Source organism: Nostoc favosum CHAB5714, from assembly GCF_020829495.1.
Lineage (GTDB): Bacteria > Cyanobacteriota > Cyanobacteriia > Cyanobacteriales > Nostocaceae > Nostoc > Nostoc favosum.
Window position 1 is genome coordinate 225,277 of the sequence record NZ_JAIVFQ010000002.1, and the last position, 18,412, is coordinate 243,688.

General features: G+C 43.9%; 18 protein-coding genes. 8 read left to right on the forward strand and 10 right to left on the reverse strand.

Annotation, left to right across the window (positions count from 1 at the left end; all coding sequences use genetic code 11):
• Window positions 1-333 precede the first annotated feature (333 nt).
• On the reverse strand, window positions 334-1,746 hold the full coding sequence (locus LC586_RS02550; protein WP_229482796.1) for a DUF4335 domain-containing protein: 1,413 nt from the start codon (window positions 1,744-1,746) through the stop codon (window positions 334-336).
• Window positions 1,743-2,369 (reverse strand): DUF3038 domain-containing protein, encoded by a 627-nt coding sequence (locus LC586_RS02555; protein WP_229482797.1) that lies wholly within the window; start codon window positions 2,367-2,369, stop codon window positions 1,743-1,745. Before LC586_RS02555 ends, LC586_RS02550 begins: the two co-directional genes overlap by 4 nt.
• 440 nt (window positions 2,370-2,809) lie before the next feature.
• Between LC586_RS02555 and LC586_RS02560 the strand changes: the two genes are divergently transcribed.
• From LC586_RS02560 to LC586_RS02570, 3 genes are all read left to right on the forward strand, one after another.
• Window positions 2,810-3,328, forward strand: a complete 519-nt coding sequence (locus LC586_RS02560; RefSeq protein ID WP_229482798.1) for an adenine phosphoribosyltransferase — start codon at window positions 2,810-2,812, stop codon at window positions 3,326-3,328.
• Window positions 3,329-3,408: 80 nt separating this feature from the next.
• Window positions 3,409-4,455, forward strand: coding sequence for an ABC transporter permease (locus LC586_RS02565; protein WP_229482902.1), 1,047 nt, complete (start codon window positions 3,409-3,411; stop codon window positions 4,453-4,455).
• Between the two features lie 203 nt (window positions 4,456-4,658).
• On the forward strand, window positions 4,659-4,940 hold the full coding sequence (locus tag LC586_RS02570; protein ID WP_229482799.1) for a hypothetical protein: 282 nt from the start codon (window positions 4,659-4,661) through the stop codon (window positions 4,938-4,940).
• A 70-nt stretch (window positions 4,941-5,010) separates the two neighbouring features.
• Here LC586_RS02570 and LC586_RS02575 read toward each other — a convergent pair whose 3' ends face one another.
• From LC586_RS02575 to LC586_RS02600, 6 genes are all read right to left on the reverse strand, one after another.
• Complete coding sequence (locus tag LC586_RS02575; RefSeq protein ID WP_229482800.1) at window positions 5,011-5,349, reverse strand: type II toxin-antitoxin system VapC family toxin; 339 nt, start codon at window positions 5,347-5,349, stop codon at window positions 5,011-5,013.
• Between the two features lie 74 nt (window positions 5,350-5,423).
• Window positions 5,424-5,705 carry a type II toxin-antitoxin system Phd/YefM family antitoxin gene (locus LC586_RS02580; protein ID WP_229482801.1) on the reverse strand — a complete coding sequence of 94 codons (282 nt, stop codon included), beginning with the start codon at window positions 5,703-5,705 and terminating at the stop codon, window positions 5,424-5,426.
• Between the two features lie 257 nt (window positions 5,706-5,962).
• Complete coding sequence (gene purF, locus LC586_RS02585; RefSeq protein WP_229482802.1) at window positions 5,963-7,462, reverse strand: amidophosphoribosyltransferase; 1,500 nt, start codon at window positions 7,460-7,462, stop codon at window positions 5,963-5,965.
• 400 nt (window positions 7,463-7,862) lie between these two features.
• Entirely contained in the window at window positions 7,863-10,262 is a 2,400-nt protein-coding gene (purL, locus tag LC586_RS02590) for a phosphoribosylformylglycinamidine synthase subunit PurL (protein ID WP_229482803.1), read from the reverse strand.
• 39 nt (window positions 10,263-10,301) lie between these two features.
• Window positions 10,302-10,694 carry a type II toxin-antitoxin system death-on-curing family toxin gene (locus LC586_RS02595; protein WP_229482804.1) on the reverse strand — a complete coding sequence of 131 codons (393 nt, stop codon included), beginning with the start codon at window positions 10,692-10,694 and terminating at the stop codon, window positions 10,302-10,304.
• On the reverse strand, window positions 10,681-10,995 hold the full coding sequence (locus LC586_RS02600; protein WP_229482805.1) for a hypothetical protein: 315 nt from the start codon (window positions 10,993-10,995) through the stop codon (window positions 10,681-10,683). Before LC586_RS02600 ends, LC586_RS02595 begins: the two co-directional genes overlap by 14 nt.
• Before the next feature lie 688 nt (window positions 10,996-11,683).
• Between LC586_RS02600 and LC586_RS02605 the strand changes: the two genes are divergently transcribed.
• The gene (locus tag LC586_RS02605) at window positions 11,684-12,613 is read left to right on the forward strand and encodes a hypothetical protein (protein ID WP_229482806.1); all 930 of its coding nucleotides are present in this window, start codon (window positions 11,684-11,686) and stop codon (window positions 12,611-12,613) included.
• Between the two features lie 534 nt (window positions 12,614-13,147).
• On the opposite strand, the gene LC586_RS02610 is transcribed toward LC586_RS02605, so the two are convergent.
• The gene (locus LC586_RS02610; RefSeq protein ID WP_190729985.1) at window positions 13,148-13,633 is read right to left on the reverse strand and encodes an allophycocyanin subunit alpha-B; all 486 of its coding nucleotides are present in this window, start codon (window positions 13,631-13,633) and stop codon (window positions 13,148-13,150) included.
• A 239-nt stretch (window positions 13,634-13,872) separates the two neighbouring features.
• Between LC586_RS02610 and rlmD the strand changes: the two genes are divergently transcribed.
• On the forward strand, window positions 13,873-15,279 hold the full coding sequence (gene rlmD, locus LC586_RS02615; RefSeq protein WP_229482807.1) for a 23S rRNA (uracil(1939)-C(5))-methyltransferase RlmD: 1,407 nt from the start codon (window positions 13,873-13,875) through the stop codon (window positions 15,277-15,279).
• Window positions 15,280-15,668: 389 nt separating this feature from the next.
• Window positions 15,669-16,118, forward strand: a complete 450-nt coding sequence (locus LC586_RS02620) for an ATP-binding protein (RefSeq protein WP_229482808.1) — start codon at window positions 15,669-15,671, stop codon at window positions 16,116-16,118.
• A gap of 68 nt (window positions 16,119-16,186) precedes the next feature.
• Here the strand turns inward: LC586_RS02620 and LC586_RS02625 are convergent, their stop codons facing one another.
• Window positions 16,187-16,465 (reverse strand): DUF6439 family protein, encoded by a 279-nt coding sequence (locus tag LC586_RS02625; RefSeq protein WP_094328229.1) that lies wholly within the window; start codon window positions 16,463-16,465, stop codon window positions 16,187-16,189.
• A gap of 44 nt (window positions 16,466-16,509) precedes the next feature.
• Here LC586_RS02625 and LC586_RS02630 point away from each other — a divergent pair, with 44 nt between their 5' ends.
• A complete protein-coding gene (locus LC586_RS02630; protein ID WP_229482809.1) occupies window positions 16,510-16,872 on the forward strand; it encodes a sll0565 family protein in 363 nt (120 codons plus the stop codon).
• 95 nt (window positions 16,873-16,967) lie between these two features.
• Window positions 16,968-18,359, forward strand: a complete 1,392-nt coding sequence (asnS, locus tag LC586_RS02635) for an asparagine--tRNA ligase (RefSeq protein ID WP_229482810.1) — start codon at window positions 16,968-16,970, stop codon at window positions 18,357-18,359.
• Window positions 18,360-18,412 lie beyond the last annotated feature (53 nt).

Consider the following 18,412-nt stretch of genomic DNA (forward strand, 5'->3'; position numbering starts at 1 on the left):
ACATCACCTCCTTAATATTTTTACTTTATCACAAATATATATTCTGGTAAAGTAACAAAATAAAATAATTGGTGACTTCTCAAACACCCCCTCCCTTATCAACCGTAGGTTGATATTAGTCAGAGGTGCTTTCGTCGTCAAGAAAGCTATCCATCCCCGCCCTGTAGAGGGACGGGGAATTCCGCCGAATTAGTTAAACCAATTCTTGATGAACTATTACCCAAGCTCAATGTTTATCTAAAATCCATAGGGAATAGGGAATAGGGAATAGGGAATAGGGAATAGCAACTTAATTCTTTTCCCAATGCCCCATGCCCCATGCCCCATGCCCAATTATTGATATCCCTGCCAAGGCGTAACTTCCATCGTGCCGTTAGGCTTGAATATCACTTGAAAATGGGCGAGAGGTTCTTTATTGTTGGGAGCTGCTACATTGGAACCGTAGACAGCTTTGAACATCTTGGGAAGGGGTGTTTCGCGGAAATAGTCAAAGGCGACTTGGTTGAGTGGTTCATAGTCAGCAATTACACCATCTTTGTTGACTGCTACCCGATATTTCAAATCTCGCGTAAAGGTGGGCGTACCATTCCAGGTTTGGCGAACTGTACTGTAAAGCTTTTGGTTTAAACCTTTGACTATATTAGAGTCAGTAATTTTTGCACCTACTACCTCTGGCGTCCTAGCATATCCTCGCCAAGGACTAACTTCTAGCACACCTTTTGTAGTAAATACTACTCGGAATTGGGCGATCGGTTCATTAGAAATGGAAGGGCGCCTAGCTGGATTGTAAAGTACGTTAGGCAGAGGAGTTTGCCCCACTCCTATATTTGCCTCTTTATTCACCGCTTTATAACCAACGATCGCTCCATCCGCAGCTACACCCAGACGATAGATCAAATCCTGTTGCAATCCGGAGCGATTAGTCCAAGCTGGATGAACTTGGTTGTAAACTTGACGATTCAATGCACGCAACTGCGATGGATCAGTAATTTCTGGAACTGTATTTAAAAGTGCTTCTAAATCTTTAACTGCGGGCTTTGTATTAGCTGTGGATGTTGCTGTGGGTGTTGCAGCAGCTGATGCTGGAGCAGTGATATTGTTTGTTGTAGAGCTAGTTTGCTCATTTGGTTTAGGCTGCGGTGGACGCATTTGGGGAGGTGGAATTAAGTTAAAGGCGATCGCTGCTACTGCTAAACTTGACACACCCACAGCAGCAGGAACAGCCTGCCTGATCAAAGCCTGACTAGCACCGCCATAGCGTCTAGTAACTGGTTGTAGTTCTAAGGAAAGTTCAGGTAAAGTTTGGGTATCAGCAAAAAACTGATCCACTGCTTCCACTAAATCAAACAACTGCACCGTATTCAAATCTATTTCAATAGGCGGACGTTTGGAATTGTTAGAGTGATCGAACCCCTCTGAAGCATCTTCTGAATATATAATTAACCTATGTCGGTTGCTGTCAATTTTCCGAAACTCTACTAGCTCCGATTCCTGGTTGTGTGCTTGCGGATTAGGTACACTACTTAAAAATTCTTGGGCATAGCCACTAACAGCCCTCACCAAACTTTCAAAAAATTCCCGCCCTCCCGTTAGGGGTTGGTTGTAACCAGATAAATAACATTCTGCATTTACCAATATTGATAATTCCGGGCGCATTTCCTGGAAATGTGCAGCCCGACTGAGATCGCTTAACCCTTCTAAAAGCAGTGTACAGTTAGGCAAACTGTACTTACGTTGAATATTCATTCCACTTCACCGTCAAAAAGACTAATCCAGAACCGTTGCATTCCAGCTGTACCAGTACAAAATAGTAATTGTCCTAACAAATTTATAGCTAGCTCATCTAATTTTGCATCAGAAGTTAATGCTAGGACACCAGAACGTCGAGCATTCATCCGGCTCTTAAAATGCGCTCTAAACCGCTCTAGGTAATTAGATAGGCGCAAATTCTGTTCTAATGGAATCTGCTTTTCTTCCATTTGCTGACATATCATTAGTAACTGGCGAATCACAACAGTTAAACGCCGTGCTATGTAGCAAGCAATGACCACCAGAGCTTTTGCTTCCATGATACTTAAGGGACGGCGCATGTGCGCTCTCCGTAGCGGATTAGAGCTACGCATCCGCCATAAATTTACCCTGTCTTTAACAATTCCTTTTAGATCCAACTCTTGAGCAAAAGTCAGGATTGCTTCCGAACCCCCAAGCTCTAAAGCTTCAATTGCCAGTAAAATCAGGTCAATTTGCAGCCTGGTTCTGCGAGGACACGTTTTGGAAGCGATCGCAGGATCTGGCAAAGTGTCCAGAACCATCGGCAGTGAATCTTGAGTTGGACTGTTGAACGGCGTTAAACTTGCTGAGACATTCATTCTATAAATACCTTGTGCGGTTCCAACAGACTAGATAAAACAAATTTAAGATCGGTAGCCAAGACTTGAGCATTAGACTTGTAGCAGTAGCATGACTACCTGATATATACATTACTTAACTCTTTCTACTCAAAGTTTTACCTATATTGAAATCAAAATTTTAAAACATAACTTAATTCACCTCATTTATTTAGTGCAATACCTCTTCTAGCTTGATTTAGATTCTAATTATCGTCAATAAACGGCGAAGCTTCAGCCTCGACCCCCAGCGTATGACATTATAGTGTACGATTTTTCAGGTATCTGAAATTGGACATTGGGCATTGGGCATTGGGCATTGGGCATTAGTTATCCTTTTTTGTCCCCCTTGTTTACCCTATTTCCTGATTCACCATGCCCCATGCCCTATTCCCCATTCCCCATTCCCAATTTCCTATTTTATGGATTTGAAGTCTCTCGTTCGTGACATCCCAGATTTCCCTAAACCCGGAATTTTATTTCGGGATATTACTACCCTGCTGCGCGATCCGGAGGGACTGCGCTACACTATTGACTTTCTAGCACAAAAATGCAATGAATCTGGCATAACGGCGGATTATGTCATTGGTATAGAGTCGAGGGGATTTATTTTTGGTTCACCTCTGGCTTATAAATTAGGAACCGGTTTTATTCCCGTCCGCAAAAAAGGTAAGTTACCAGCAGCCGTTCATTCAATTGAATATGAACTAGAGTATGGTATGGACTGCCTAGAAGTGCATCAAGACGGTTTACACCAAGGTAGCCGAGTATTAATTGTGGACGATTTGATTGCCACGGGTGGAACTGCGAGTGCAACAGCAAAGTTAGTGCAGAAGATTGGCTGCGAACTAGTAGGATTTGGGTTTATTATCGAGCTACGGGATTTAGAAGGGCGTAAATATCTGCCGGACGTGCCGATTATCTCTTTAATTGAATATTAGTTATTTGTCATTGGTCATTAACAAAGGACAAATGACAGATGACAAAGGACAAAGGACAAAGGACAAAGGACAAAGGACAAATGACATCTACGAGAATTTCCTTGGAGACAGGTCGGGATTGGCTAATAACGCTAGTCACGAGCGAAACTTTTGTTTATGTGGTAAAGCGGATATTGCAGGCACTACTAACTTTGTTGTTGGCGTCGGCGTTGTCGTTTTTCATTATTCAACTCGCTCCAGGAGATTATGTAGATACGCTGCGGCAAAACCCAAAGATATCGCCAGAAAGAATTGAAGAAATCAAGCGGCAGTTTGGTCTGGATAAGTCTTGGCCAGAGCAATTTTGGCTGTGGCTATGGCGAATATTGACAAAGGGGGATTTTGGCACGAGTTTTATTTATCAACGCTCAGTAGCATCGTTGTTGTGGGAACGAGTACCAGCGACTTTACTATTAGCGATCGCATCTTTAATTGTCACATGGGCGATCGCCATCCCTTTAGGGATCTTTGCTGCTGTTAAACAAAATAAGCCAGCAGACCGGATTTTACAGGTAATTAGTTACGCTGGACAAGGCTTTCCCAGTTTCATCACTGCTTTAGCGCTGCTGGTTTTAGCCCAACTCACCTCGCCTTTATTCCCAGTGGGTAGCATGACTAGCATTGATCACTCAGAACTGTCGTGGTTTGGCAGAATCTTAGATATCGGCTGGCACATGATTTTACCCACGATCGCCCTCTCAATTACTAGTTTTGCTGGTTTACAACGCATCACTCGCGGCGAATTATTGGATGTTTTGCGTCAAGATTATATCCAAACGGCTCGTGCTAAAGGATTGCCAGAGAACCGCGTCATCTACGTTCATGCACTCCGCAATGCGATAAATCCCTTGATTACCTTATTGGGTTTTGAATTAGCTGGTTTATTAAATGGTGCTTTTATTGCCGAATTCTTCTTCAACTGGCCCGGTTTAGGGAGGTTGACTCTACAGGCTTTACAAGCTCAAGATTTATATTTGTTAATGGCAAGCTTGGTAATGGGCGCAGTCTTGCTGATTGCTGGTAATTTAATCGCCGATTTAATGTTAAAAGCCGCCGATCCACGCATTCGCCTAGAAAATTTGAATTAGTCATTAGTCATTAGTCATTAGTCATTAGTCATTAGTCATTAGTCATTAGTCATTAGTCATTAGTCATTAGTCATTAGTCATTAGTCATTAGTCATTAGTCATTAGTCATTAATTATTCTTTCTTCCCCTGCTCCCCCTGCTTCCCCTGCTCCCCCTGCTCCCCCTGCTCCCCCTGCTCCCACACTCTCCCCATCCCCATCTCCATGCTGTCCGAAGTCTATTACTTGGTGCGCTCAAAAACTGACGGTAATTATCTCATAGCTCGTCCTGACACCGAAACATCAGGTTATTTATTGCTGTTTCAGGAAAACTTTGATGCCCTTAGCTATCTCAACACCCACGCAGCAGAAGTAGCAAATCGCTTTTCTGTGGAATCTATTCCGAGTACACAGTTGGGAAACTTGCTCAAACGTTGGGGTTTTAGCGGTGTGGGTATTGTGACTGACCCGTTATTGCCCAAGGTCGAGTTTTTACAGCATAGTTAAGCTCCACTACTTAGACATCGCTCTGCAATTAAAAGTAGTTTTGCCATCTTGAAAAAAGTAACCTACTCAACTAACAAAACCAATTCTCTAGTTGAAGTTCTTGAAAATCCGCATAGTCTGAAACATTATTTGTTACCAAAATCAGACCATTTACTTTTGCGATCGCTGCAATCTGTCCATCTGGATACGCGGGAGTTTTTCCTATAGTTACCAGTCGCGCTCTTTCTAAAGCAAACCATTCGGCTGCCACGTTATCATAGGGCAAGATAGGAATATTTGGTTGGACTATATGCTTGAGATACTGCTTAATTCTCTCTCGCCTTTTAGAAGCGGGCAGACGATAGCAACCAAATAACAATTCATGCCAAGTAACCGAAGCAATAGCAAATTCCCCTTGATACTGTTGCAACCTTTAGATAACTGCTGGATTCGGTTGTGGCCTTAACGGCTCAGAGATGACGTTAGTATCCAGTAAAAAGCGGCTCACAAGAGGATCTCTCGTCCAGGAGACTTGTCCCGTACATCTTTCCAAACCTCATCGGGATCAATCTCGGTTCCTTCTTCCATGATTTCTTGACGAAATCGCTCCACAGATTCCCAAAAACTCGGCTTTCCATGCAATAAACGCTGATATTTAGCCGCAGGTAGAATCACAGCAACTTGCTGCCCCTGTTGCGTAATTTGTACCGATTCACCTTGTCCAATTTCCTGAAAAATTTTATCCAGATTCTTAGGAACTTGCTCAATTGAATACTGCTGAGACATTGCGCCTTCTCCTCTGTCCATAACTATTTATTAAAAATTGCGAATAGTAAGAAATTACGGCAATTCTGCAAACTTTTGTTAAGTAAATAAGGATGCGTAGGCGTAGCCCGTCGTAGACATCGCACAATTAAAATCAGGCAATATGGGTGAGTTCAACTTATCACCATTGAACAACGTAGGGTTAGGAGTTAGGAGTTAGGAGTTATTACTCACCCCTTGCTCCTCCTACTCCCTCATCTCTCTAATGCTCTCAGCCTCTACACTACTACCTTTTCTAAACTCAACTTAGAACGCTTCACTTGCTCAGGAATCGCTACGGGATAATCTCCAGTAAAGCAGGCAGAGCAGAAACTATTAGTATCTTCTCGTGTCGCTTCTAGCATTCCTTCCCAACTGAGATAGGCGAGGCTGTCTACTTCCAGTTGCTTGGCAATTTCCGCTACTGACTTGGTAGCAGCAATCAGTTGATCCTGAGAATCGGTATCGATACCATAGAAGCAGGGATGAGTTACTGGCGGAGAAGAAATTCGCATGTGTACTTCCACTGCACCCGCTTCACGCAAAGTTTTGACTAGTTTACGGCTGGTAGTACCCCGCACAATCGAGTCATCAACAATAATTACTCGTTTACCCGCCAGCACATCTTTGAGGGGGTTGAGTTTCATCCGAATACCTGACTCGCGCATGGTTTGTGTTGGCTGAATAAAGGTTCGTCCAACATAGCGATTTTTAATTAGTCCTTCGGCGTAAGCTACACCAGAAGCTTGGGAAAACCCGATCGCAGCAGGGATACCTGAATCAGGAACACCAAAAACAATATCGGCATCTACAAAGGATTCTTTAGCTAGTTGATGTCCTAACCGCATCCGGTAGCTATACAAACTCTCGTTGTGCATGACGCTATCAGGGCGGGCAAAGTAAATCATCTCAAAGATACACAATTTCCTCTGGGGCTGTTGACTCCAATGATAGGAAGCCAAACCTTCTTCAGTAATCCAAACTAATTCCCCTGGTTCTACGTCTCGCAGGTATTCGGCTCCAATAATGTCTAAACCACAAGTCTCCGAAGCCAAAACGTAACGGACTGGATTACCAGCCAAAGTGCCAATTACTAGGGGGCGAATGCCATTGGGATCACGGACACCCATAACGCCGTTAGGAGTGCCAATAACTAAACTAAAGGCTCCTTGACAACGATGAAATGCCTGAATTGCACCTTCTAGCCAATCTGCGCCAGCGTTGATGGCTTCTGCGATCGCAAAAGCGATCATTTCTGAGTCTGTTGTCGTGACTAAGTTGCATTTGTTCTCAAGCAACTCTTGACGTAATTGCACAGTATTGACTAAATTACCATTGTGTGCCAGAGCTAATGAACCTAAACGGGTTTCCAGTACTGCGGGTTGGGCATTAACTTTGCGGCTAGAACCTGTGGTTGAATAACGAGTGTGACCAACAGCAAGGCTACCAGGCAACTGATCCAAGATGGATTCATTAAAAACTTGAGACACCAAGCCCATATCTTTATGGAGGTGTACTTGTGTACCCTCAAAGGTGGCAATACCAGCTGATTCTTGACCCCGATGCTGGAGGGCATACAATCCAAAGTAGGTCAGTTTAGCAACGTTTTCTCCTGGTGCGTAGATGCCAAAAACACCACAAGCTTCTTCTGGCTTGTCAGGCTGATTTTCATGACTATTGATTGGGTTGTTGATTTGGTCGGGGTATTCATCCGAAGTGACAGAATGAATAAAAATCATGCTAGCTTTGCTCCTGGTGGGGGGGTCAATCAATTTTGGATTTGAGATTGACGATAGCGGAGCGTTAGCGAGTCCGCGAGCGTCTTTTGGATTGATCGCACCCTAGTAGAGATGCGGCTTGGGATTTGAGAATGCCTATTTCAGATTTGTTTCGCCCATTAGGAGCAAGACATGAACCAGAAGCAACGCTCCCAATCCAAAATCTAAAATTCAAAATCTAAAATCGGTAGTCAAGTCACTGGGATTATGTCTATAGATAGTTTTAGCTTTCTTAATAAATCTTTAACCATCTATTAAAACAGTACCGTAATTCTGATCACAGAGGCTAAAAGAGTTAGGAGTGAGGAGTTAGGAGTTATGCTTTTTATTCCTAGCCCCTCACTTTCAACTCCTAACTTGTTTAACTGGGGGTAGTGGTGTGGATGGCAAGGCGTCTGGCGATCGCGTGGGAATAGCGATCGTTCATATCTTCGATCCTAACTTTGATTAAGGCTTGGTTATCAGTAGTGAAAACCCCCAAGCCCGTCTCATAATTACGAACCGTGCCCAGTTTTTGCCACTCTTGACCCAGATGTTCTTGTAAATATGATTCCCAAATTTCTTGTTGTTCTGATGCTACAGAAACAAGAATCCTGGCACCACCTTCGGCAAACAGCACCTCATCAAAACGAGATAGTGTTTGGGTTGGTGCTATTTCTAAATTGATTTCGGCACCAAGATTGCCAGAAATGCAGCATTCTGCTATTGCGATCGCCAATCCCCCCTCAGCAGAATCGTGGGCTGAACGTACCCAACCATTACGAATTCCTTCACGACAAACTTTCTGGACGCGACGTTCTAAGTCAAAATCTACTTGTGGTGGTTTTCCGGCAACAGTACCGTGGATAGTGGCTAAATACTCCGATGCTCCCAAACTGATTTTGGATGCCAGAGGCAATCCGAGAAGATAAATCACATCGCCGACTGCTTGCCAACCTTGACCACAAATTTTGGTGATATCGGGAATCAAGCCCACCATCCCCACTACTGGAGTGGGATAAATGGGTTGTGGAATGCCTTGAGAATCGAGGGTTTCATTGTACAAAGAGACATTACCGCCTGTGACGGGTGTTGCCAATTCTCGACAACCTTCTGCCAAACCGCGACAAGCTTCTGCCAATTGCCAGTAACCAATCGGTTTTTCTGGAGAGCCAAAATTTAGGTTATCCGTCACCGCCAGAGGTTCTGCACCCACACAGCTAAGATTGCGTGCAGCTTCTGCCACCACTGCCTTAGCTCCTTCGTAGGGGTCAAGATAAACATAACGAGGATTGCAATCTACCGTCGCCGCCACTCCTGATTTTATATTTGGGATTTGGGATTTTAGACTTCGGCTACGCTCAGTCGAACGATTGGGGATTTGTTCTAGGGGGCGCAAACGGATAACAGCCGCATCTGCACCACCTGGTAATATTACTGTATTATTTTGTACTTGATGGTCATATTGACGATATACCCAGTTTTTAGATGCGATCGTGGGTGTATCGAGCAAGGTTAACAAAATATCATTCCAACTTTGCAAGCCTTCTTGGAGTTCTATTCCAGTAGTTGTGCAAGCAGGTAAGGAATCAGGTGTCCATTCCCAAGCTTGACGCGCATATTCTGGCGGTTCTGTCAACAATTCCCGGTTATATAGTGGGGTATTCTCCGCCAAAGCCTCAGCAGGGATTTCTGCTGCTACTTCACCCTGAAAGAGAATCCGCACGATGGGTTCAGCGATGACAGTACCAGCGACAACTGCTTGAAGTCCCCAACGGTGGAAAATGTCGATTAATTCCTGCTCACGCCCCTTGTGGGCAACGAACAGCATTCGTTCTTGAGATTCCGAAAGCAGATATTCATAAGGAACCATCCCCGTTTCTCTAACGGGAATCTTATCTAAATCTAGTTCAATTCCCACACCGCCTTTTGCCGCCATCTCTGAAGTAGAACAGGTGATACCGGCTGCTCCCATATCCTGGGCGGCGACAACTGCACCTGTCTTAAACGCTTCCAGACAAGCTTCAATTAACGACTTTTCCAAAAATGGATCGCCCACTTGCACAGCAGGGCGATCGTCTATTGACTGATCGCTCAATTCTGCACTGGCAAAACTCGCGCCTCCCATGCCATCGCGCCCCGTAGTGGAACCAACATAAAGCACGGGGTTGCCTAAGCCAGATGCCCCAGATTTAACGATTTCTGATGTTTCCATTAATCCTAGTGCCATAACGTTCACCAGGGGATTACCAGAATAAGCAGGGTCAAAGTAAACTTCGCCGCCAACGGTGGGTACTCCCACACAATTACCATAATGTGAAATTCCTGCCACTACGCCTTGGAACAGCCTTTGAGTTTTGGCATCTTCTAGGGAACCGAAACGCAGGGAATTTAGTAGAGCAATGGGACGCGCACCCATTGTAAAAATATCTCTGAGAATACCCCCTACTCCCGTTGCTGCACCTTGAAATGGTTCTACAGCTGATGGGTGGTTGTGGGATTCAATCTTAAAAGCTAGTTGGAGTCCGTCGCCCAAATCTACAACACCAGCATTTTCACCAGGCCCCACGAGGATGCGGGGCCCCTCAGTGGGAAATTGTTTGAGTAGAGGTCGAGAATTTTTGTAACAGCAATGCTCTGACCACATTACCCCAAACATTCCCAGTTCAGCTTTGTTGGGATGACGCCCTAACCGACGGACAATTTCTGCGTATTCTTCTGGCTTTAAACCTTCTGCGGCGATTTCTTCGGCGGAAAAGGCTGGTTTTGAGGTTGCAGTCATGAAAATGCACTCTGGGGGACAGAGCATTATTCTATCGATTTACTTGCCTTGCAGATGCAGTTTTAGGAATGCAGATAATTCTTCTTTGGATATTTCTTTTTGGACTACTTGAATCACCAAGTTGTAAGCTTGCTCTTGGGATAAGTTCAAACTGTAGCCGTTTAAGGTTATGAAGGTATCCATAACCGCAAATGCAGTGCGTTTGTTGCCATCAATAAACGGATGGTTCATCGCTAAATGGTACAGGTATGCTGCTGCTTGCTCGTGAATTGTAAGATGGAGAAGTTCGCCGCCAAAAGTAGCTTGAGGTTGTGCCAATGCTGAATCTAGCAAACCTTCGTCTCTGACACCAGATGTTCCACCAAAGCTGTTTATCTCATCTTGGTGAATGTCTAGGACTTGAGAAATAGAAAGAAATCTAGGAGTCTGCAAGGCGACGGTAAACCTCCTGCCATTTCTGTTTAGAAGCTAAATAAGCCTGCCATACCTCTTCATCTGAGGCAATCTGATTTGAGGCAGTATTTTCTAACTTGTCTTCATTTTGTTCAATCTCGCGGAAAGATTGGGCCAAATCAGGAATATTTAATAATACTTTTTCAGTAACTTCGTTTTCTTCTGTTTCTTGCAAATAAGCCAGAAACGCAACTGCTAATCGCAACTTTTCAATAGAAAGTTGACGCAAACGGCTTTCGGCTTCTGATAAATAAGTGCTGTGCTTTTGTTCTGTTGCCATGATTACCCCAAGCTAGGTTTGTTGCCAGTTGTACAGAGCAGCATTATTCTATCGATTTACTTGCCCTCTAGGTGCAGCTTTAGGATAGTTCATGGCTATACGGTAAAATCTATTTAAATAAATATCGTAAACGTCTAAAAATAGATTGTATGAAATTCTGAAATCCTACTATTACAGCACGGCGTAAATAAACCACCCATTCCAAATCGCCAAAAAGTCTGTCCTATAAGCTTTTTGAATGCGTGACTTTTGAATGCGTGACTTTTGCCTTGCGGTACTATGCTCTCATTTGTGTACTGTTACTTGCGAAGTAAGAAAATAAAATTTTCTTGTAACGTGCATAAAACCGACCGTACTAACCTAATTGAGAGGATTTTGATCATGCCTAGACTTACGGTTCCACCCAATTTTATCGGCATTGGGGGTGCCGATACTTTAATCGGAGAAGAGTTAAATGCATTACCCGCAATTGGTATTGATATTTTAACTGGAGGTTCCATTCGTACACTCTCAGGAATAGACACGATCAATGGCATCGCTACTGGCGATAACGGCAAATTCGACAGCAACGGCGCTTATGGGACAGGCATCGCTAACAGTGGCAGTATTAATGCAGGAGATGGAAACAACGCGATCGCCGGCACGGGCACTGGCGGCAACGGCGGGTACAACGAGAATGAGGGCAATAATGACAACAACAGGGGTGCTACTGGGACAGGCATCACCAATAGCGGCTTGCTTAAGGCAGGCGACGGAGAAGACACGATCACTGGCACAGGGAAGGGCCGGCAACGGCGGCAACAGCTACGAGGGCGGTAACGGCGGTACTGGGACAGGCATCGCCAATAGTGGCAGTCTGAATCCAGGGGACGGAAAAGACACGATCACTGGCACTGGTAGTGGCGGCAACAGCGGCGGGGGTCTCGACGCTAGCAACGGCGGGGATGGTATAGGTATCGCCAACAGTAGCAAGCTGGATACCGGAGGCGGAAAAGATACTATTATCGGCATCGGTACTGGCGGCAACCGTGGCAACGGCGGTACTGGAACCGGCATCCAGAACACTAAAGACGCCACCATCACTACAGGGTGGGGCAACGACACGATTACAGGTTATGGGAACAGTTCTGGAACAAACTCCACCGCCTATGGCATCGTCAACGATGGAATCATTGATATCGGCAATGGTTCTGACAAGCTTACCGGACAGGCTACAGCAACAATTGGTGGTACTGCCTATGGCATTTATGGAAAAGGAATTATTAAGACTGGCGATGACGATGACGAAATTATCGCTACCAGTATCCTAGATGGAGTTCAACAAAAAGTCTCTATCGGTGGCGGCATCAGCATTGATTTGGGCACTGGAGATGATTACTTCAAAGGGTTTGGCGTTGCGACTGTTGATGGTGGAGACGGTTTTGATACCCTCGATCTGAGAGCTTTCAATCGCTCCCAACTGCTGGTATCTGGTGTGATTTCTGGCAATACCCTTAAAAGTGCCAACATCACTTTCAACAACAATGAAAACCCTATTAGCTTTTCTACGACTGGCTTTGAGAAATTTATCTTTGCAGATAGCTCTTTCTGCTACAGTACTTTGGCAAACAGTGTATAGATTTGTTAATTCCTCTATCTCGTGTTTTAACCCCTGAGTCTCTAATTGGTGTTCTTTGCTCTGAAGCTGAAAAAGCATTTACTAGCGTATATATTCTTAACCAAAACTTACGGATATTTACTGATGCTCAGAAATTATTCGGGTATATGCAGTTTAGTTGTAACAATCATGTGACGAGAATCACACATATCTATGATTAGGATCGTCTCCCTGCCATCTCCAGCTAGGCATAATTAATGACAACTGAACTCTAGCCGAGTCATTAATAGGGAACACACTTAATTGCCGACAGCCTTAATCAAGGACTGTCGGTTTTTTCTGTCCGTATGTCCTTCATCCTTTGAGCAATCCCCCATAGTTATACTTAAATAAATTTCCCCACAACTGGTTAGTAACTTGACAGAGATTTAGCCATAGCCACTACCAAATGTGGGGAAGGTATGATCAAATTGGGTATCTTATGCCTATCGAGCGCTTATTGCACTCACTCTAGTAGACCGGAAGTATACTCCTAAAACCAGCACACACTTTGTATTAAGACATCGCTTGAATGATGTAATCAAAGTAGGGCCCTGCTTCGGCAGCGTCTTCCGCACTCAGTAAGCTAAGGGAGGCTGTTTTGAGGGAATTGATCGCTTCTACCATTCCAGGCACGGGAACGCCCAATGAATTGTACATTTCCCGCACACCAATCAAACCAATTTTTTCAATTGGCTCTTTGTCGCCGGCAAGCACACCATAAGTAATTAGACGCAAGTACCAGCCAAAATCACGGATACATAGAGAGCGTTGGCGTTCTCCGTAAGCATTACCTCCGGGGGAGATAAAGTCAGGACGCTTCTGCCAAAGTTGTTTGGTTGCTTCTTGAACTATCTTTTTTTCGTTTTCGGCTAAGGTAGCCGCAATCCGCGTCCGTTGTACGCCGGTTTCCAAAAAGTCTTTGATGTTTTTAAGTTCGCCACTGCTGGGATAACGCAGTTCGTCGTCGGCTTTGAGAATAACTTGGCTAATTACAGTCATGATGATTGAAATCACCTGAAATATTATCTGTTAGTTTAGCGAGTTGGAGGTACACAAGTGAAGGGATAGGAGCTAGTTATGTATTGAATTTATCTATTTGGGGAGTGGGGAGTGGGGAGTGGGGGAGCAGGGGAAGTAGGGGAAGTAGGGGGAGCAAGGGAAGCAGGGGGAGCAGGGGGAGCAAGAAAAAATAACTAATTCCCAATGCCCAATGCCCAATAACAAATGACTAATGACTAATGACTAAAATAATTTGGCAACAAGGTGAATTAATTGAAGTGACGATCGCTAATCTGAGTGATACAGGCGATGGAGTGGGACGCGCTAATGAGCGTGTAGTGTTTGTCCCAGATACAGTACCAGGCGATCGCGCCATTGTCCGCTTGGTACATGTTAAACCAAAATACGCCCACGGGAAGCTCCAGGAGCTATTGGAACCATCTCCCCACCGTATTCGACCTAGTTGTATTGTGGCGGATAAGTGCGGTGGTTGCCAGTGGCAGCATATTAATTATAATTACCAGCTAGTAGCCAAGCAAAATCAAGTTATCCAAGCTTTGGAACGCATTGGCAGTTTTGTCCAACCACCGGTAGATCCGGTACTCGCCGCCGCTTCTGCTTTAGGCTACCGTAATAAATCTACATATCCTTTAGGCATATCGGCAACGGGACAGGTACAAGCTGGTTACTACCAAAAAGGTAGTCACCAATTAATTAATTTAAATCAATGTCCAGTCCAAGATTCACGATTAAATCCCTTACTCGCCGAAGTTAAACAGGATATTCAACAACAAGGTTGGCGAATCTATGACGAACAGCGCCACCTTGGACAAATTCGCCATCTCGGTTTACGCATTGGCCGACACACAGGGGAAATGTTGCTGACTTTGGTGGTAAAGGACTGGAATTTATCAGGAATTGAAACCCAAGCCCAGGAATGGTTAAAGCGTTATCCCCAGTTAGTGGGAGTGTCGCTCAACCGCAATAGCGATCGCACAAATGCTATCTTTGGATCAGAAACCCGTTGCATCGCTGGAGTCCTACACCTGCGTGAAAATTTTGCTGGACTGGAATTTCAAGTGCGCCCAGATACATTTTTCCAAGTGTATACAGAAACAGCAGAGGCACTATTGCAGGTAATTCAATCAGAACTCAATCTTCAAGGGCATGAGTTGCTAGTTGATGCCTACTGTGGTATTGGAACTTTAACTTTACCCCTTGCCAAAAAAGTACGGATTGCTACAGGATTAGAAGTGCAACCAGCAGCAGTGGAACAAGCTATTTTGAATGCCCACCGTAACGGAATTGATAATGTGACATTCCAAGTTGGGGCAGTAGAGAAATTGCTGACAAAAATGGGCACAACACCAGAAGTAGTAATACTCGATCCGCCACGTAAGGGTTGCGATCGCGCAGTCATCGACACTTTACGGCAACTGAAACCATCTCGGATAGTTTACGTCAGCTGTAAAGTAGCTACCCTCGCCCGTGACCTGAAATTGCTTTGTCAAGATGGGCAATATACTATCACACGGGTACAACCTGCTGATTTTTTTCCTCAAACTGCTCATGTTGAAGCTGCCGCCTTTCTTGTGCTATCAGATTTGCACAAGGATAGTAATTCCTTTACAAAAACTGAAATTTGAAATTTTTAGTCTAGCGCATACTAAAGATGCTAAAATTGAATTAAGGCAAAAATAAAAATTTATTTTGTTTAAATAAATTCAAGCTGCATAGGTTCTTAGAAATATGAATTGGATTGTGTAAATGACAAATCGGCAATTAACTAGAGTATGCCAATACTCTGTCAAATTAGTAGCATCTTTTTAAGTTGCTGAATTCATTATCAAAACTATTCCCGCCGTTATCTATCTAAACAATCCCAACTCATACTATAGAGCTAATGCTCCCTAGCATATTCAAAATTTAGTTTTAAAGACGCAAGTTTGAAGGCAGCATGACCACCTCAATTTTATCAGGGTGCCTGTAATAGCAAACTGATGTCTAGCTAACTGAAAGCTATGGGGTTTCTCTTGTGATTACAATTTCACTCCGTCCAGTTGCACGTTATTGGGGCACTATTAGTTTTGCCTCAACCCTCTACCTTTGTCCAATATTAGATTTACTGTTGGCAGAAATCCCATCAAAATTACAAGCAGAACTGCGGCTAGGACTTCAAGAAGCTCTAGTAAACGCAGCTAAACATGGCAATAATCTCGATCCAAGTAAAACAGTTGTAGTCCGTTTTTCCTTAATAGATAATCAATATTGGTGGATAATATCAGACCAGGGTAGCGGCTTTACTCCTTCATCTACTAATGAAGAAGAACCAACAGACTATTTACCACCAGATGAATCAGAAAGTGGTCGTGGTTTATGCCTTCTGCATCAAATTTTTGATCAGGTAGAGTGGAACCGCAAAGGCACAGAATTGAGGCTTTGTAAACAAATGGAAACTCGCCGGGGAATATCTCTGCGGCGGTAACTTAGTTAGGAGTTAGGAGTTAAAAGTTAGGAGTTGAATAATAATTCATAACTCCTAACTCTTAACTCCTAACTTTTTCCGTGAGTTGGACAGGGAGGCGCAGAAATGGAGCGATCTAACCAACCAATTGCCTGTTCTAATCTAGCTTGAGCTTCTTGTGGCTGATTCTTTAAGAGATACACAATAGCTGCTGCCACTTGTTCATTAGCGCGGGAATTGCGGTTAGACTTGAGGCGATGCCAATCGTTAGGGGAAATGCTCAGTCTTTCCATGAGGGCTTGAGCTAGTTCCAGAGTACTAAGTTCATTCAGTTGACTGGTTTTCGGCAGCTGGGTAGATTGGGACATAACTATTGGCACATTTGCATTTACTTCTACTTTACTACTTGTAAATGAAGCCGCCTAAACAATCACACCAGTCAGCAGAAAATCCCGAACCAGATTTTGAACAAGAATTAGAGGAAGTAGAGCGATCGCTCCTATCCTTAAGAGAACGTTATGATCAAGTGCAACGCGATCGCCAACAACAGGCACAATGGCAACAGCGCCGGGATCAACTAAAGCACAATAAATCTCAGACACCAGAAATCAAAGCAGAGTTACGGCAAATTCAACAGCAGTTGGAAATGCTAGAACTAAACTTAGAAAGCCAGTTATTTTCTTGGCGTAGCCTCAAAAAACCTTTCTGGCAAGTCGTCCGCTTTGGTGGAATGGGCGTTATCATAGGCTGGATATTAAAGTCTTATGCTGGATAATCCTAATTTTGGATTTTAGATTTTGGATTGGGTTAACTCGTTAAGATTCTTTAATATCTGTACTCCCTACGTTGACGAAATATAAGTTGTAAAATATGGCAAATCGACGGATTGCAGAAATATTGCGAAGTGGTCAACCTGATGAGTCCCTCCAAGTGCAAGGCTGGGTGCGGACGAAGCGCGAGTCCAAAGGGTTTGCTTTTATTGAAGTCAATGACGGCTCATCACTAGCTAATTTGCAAGTCGTCATCAATCAAGATTTGCCAGACTATGAAGCTATATTGAAAAAATTGAATACAGGTGCTGCTGTTGAGGCTACAGGGGTACTAGTGGCTTCTCTGGGTAAAGGACAGCGAATTGAGTTGAAAGCCGAAACAGTGAAAGTGTTCGGTGAAGCTGATCCCGATACATATCCCCTGCAAAAGAAACGCCATTCCTTTGAGTTTCTGCGAACCATTGGACATTTGCGATCGCGTACTAATTCCTTTGGTGCAGTTTTCCGCGTCAGAAATGCTTGTTCGACAGCAATTCACCAATTTTTCCAACAAAGAGGTTTTTTGTGGGTACACACACCCATCATCACTGCTAGCGACTGCGAAGGCGCGGGTGAACTGTTTAGCGTTACCAGTTTAGATTTAAAGAATATTCCCCGCACAGAAAACCAAGCAGTAGATTACAGCCAAGACTTTTTTGCTAAACCCACATATTTAACAGTTAGCGGCCAGTTGGAAGCGGAAGTTATGGCGATGGCGTTTTCTAACGTCTACACCTTCGGGCCTACCTTCCGTGCAGAAAATTCCAACACCTCCCGCCACCTAGCAGAATTTTGGATGGTTGAGCCAGAAATGGCTTTTTGTGACCTAGAAGGCGATATGGATTTAGCTGAGGCGTTTCTCAAACACATTTTTAAATATGTCTTGGAAACTTGTCCAGAAGACATGGAATTTTTCAATGAACGCATTGATAAAACTGTGTTGACAACAGCCGAAAATATTATTAATAATCAGTTTGAACGGTTAACTTATACAGAAGCCATTAAACTTTTAGAAAAAGCTGATGTTAAATTTGAATATCCTGTAAGTTGGGGTTTAGATTTACAATCAGAACACGAACGGTATCTAGCTGAACAATTATTTAAAAAGCCTGCGATCGTTACAGATTATCCAGCGCAAATCAAAGCTTTTTATATGCGCTTGAACGACGATGAAAAAACCGTCCGCGCAATGGATATTCTCGCACCCAAAATTGGCGAAATTGTCGGTGGTTCTCAGAGAGAAGAACGTTTAGAAGTCTTAGAACGCCGCGTGTTAGCGCAAGGATTAAACCCAGAAGACTTGTGGTGGTATCTTGATTTGCGTCGTTATGGTACTGTTCCCCACGCTGGTTTTGGACTAGGTTTTGAACGACTCGTGCAATTTATGACGGGTATGGGAAATATTCGTGATGTGATTCCCTTTCCCCGTACACCACAAAGTGCTGAGTTTTAGTTTAAATTTTAGACCTGGCCATTTCTAATCGCTAGGTTTTTGAGTTTTGTGGA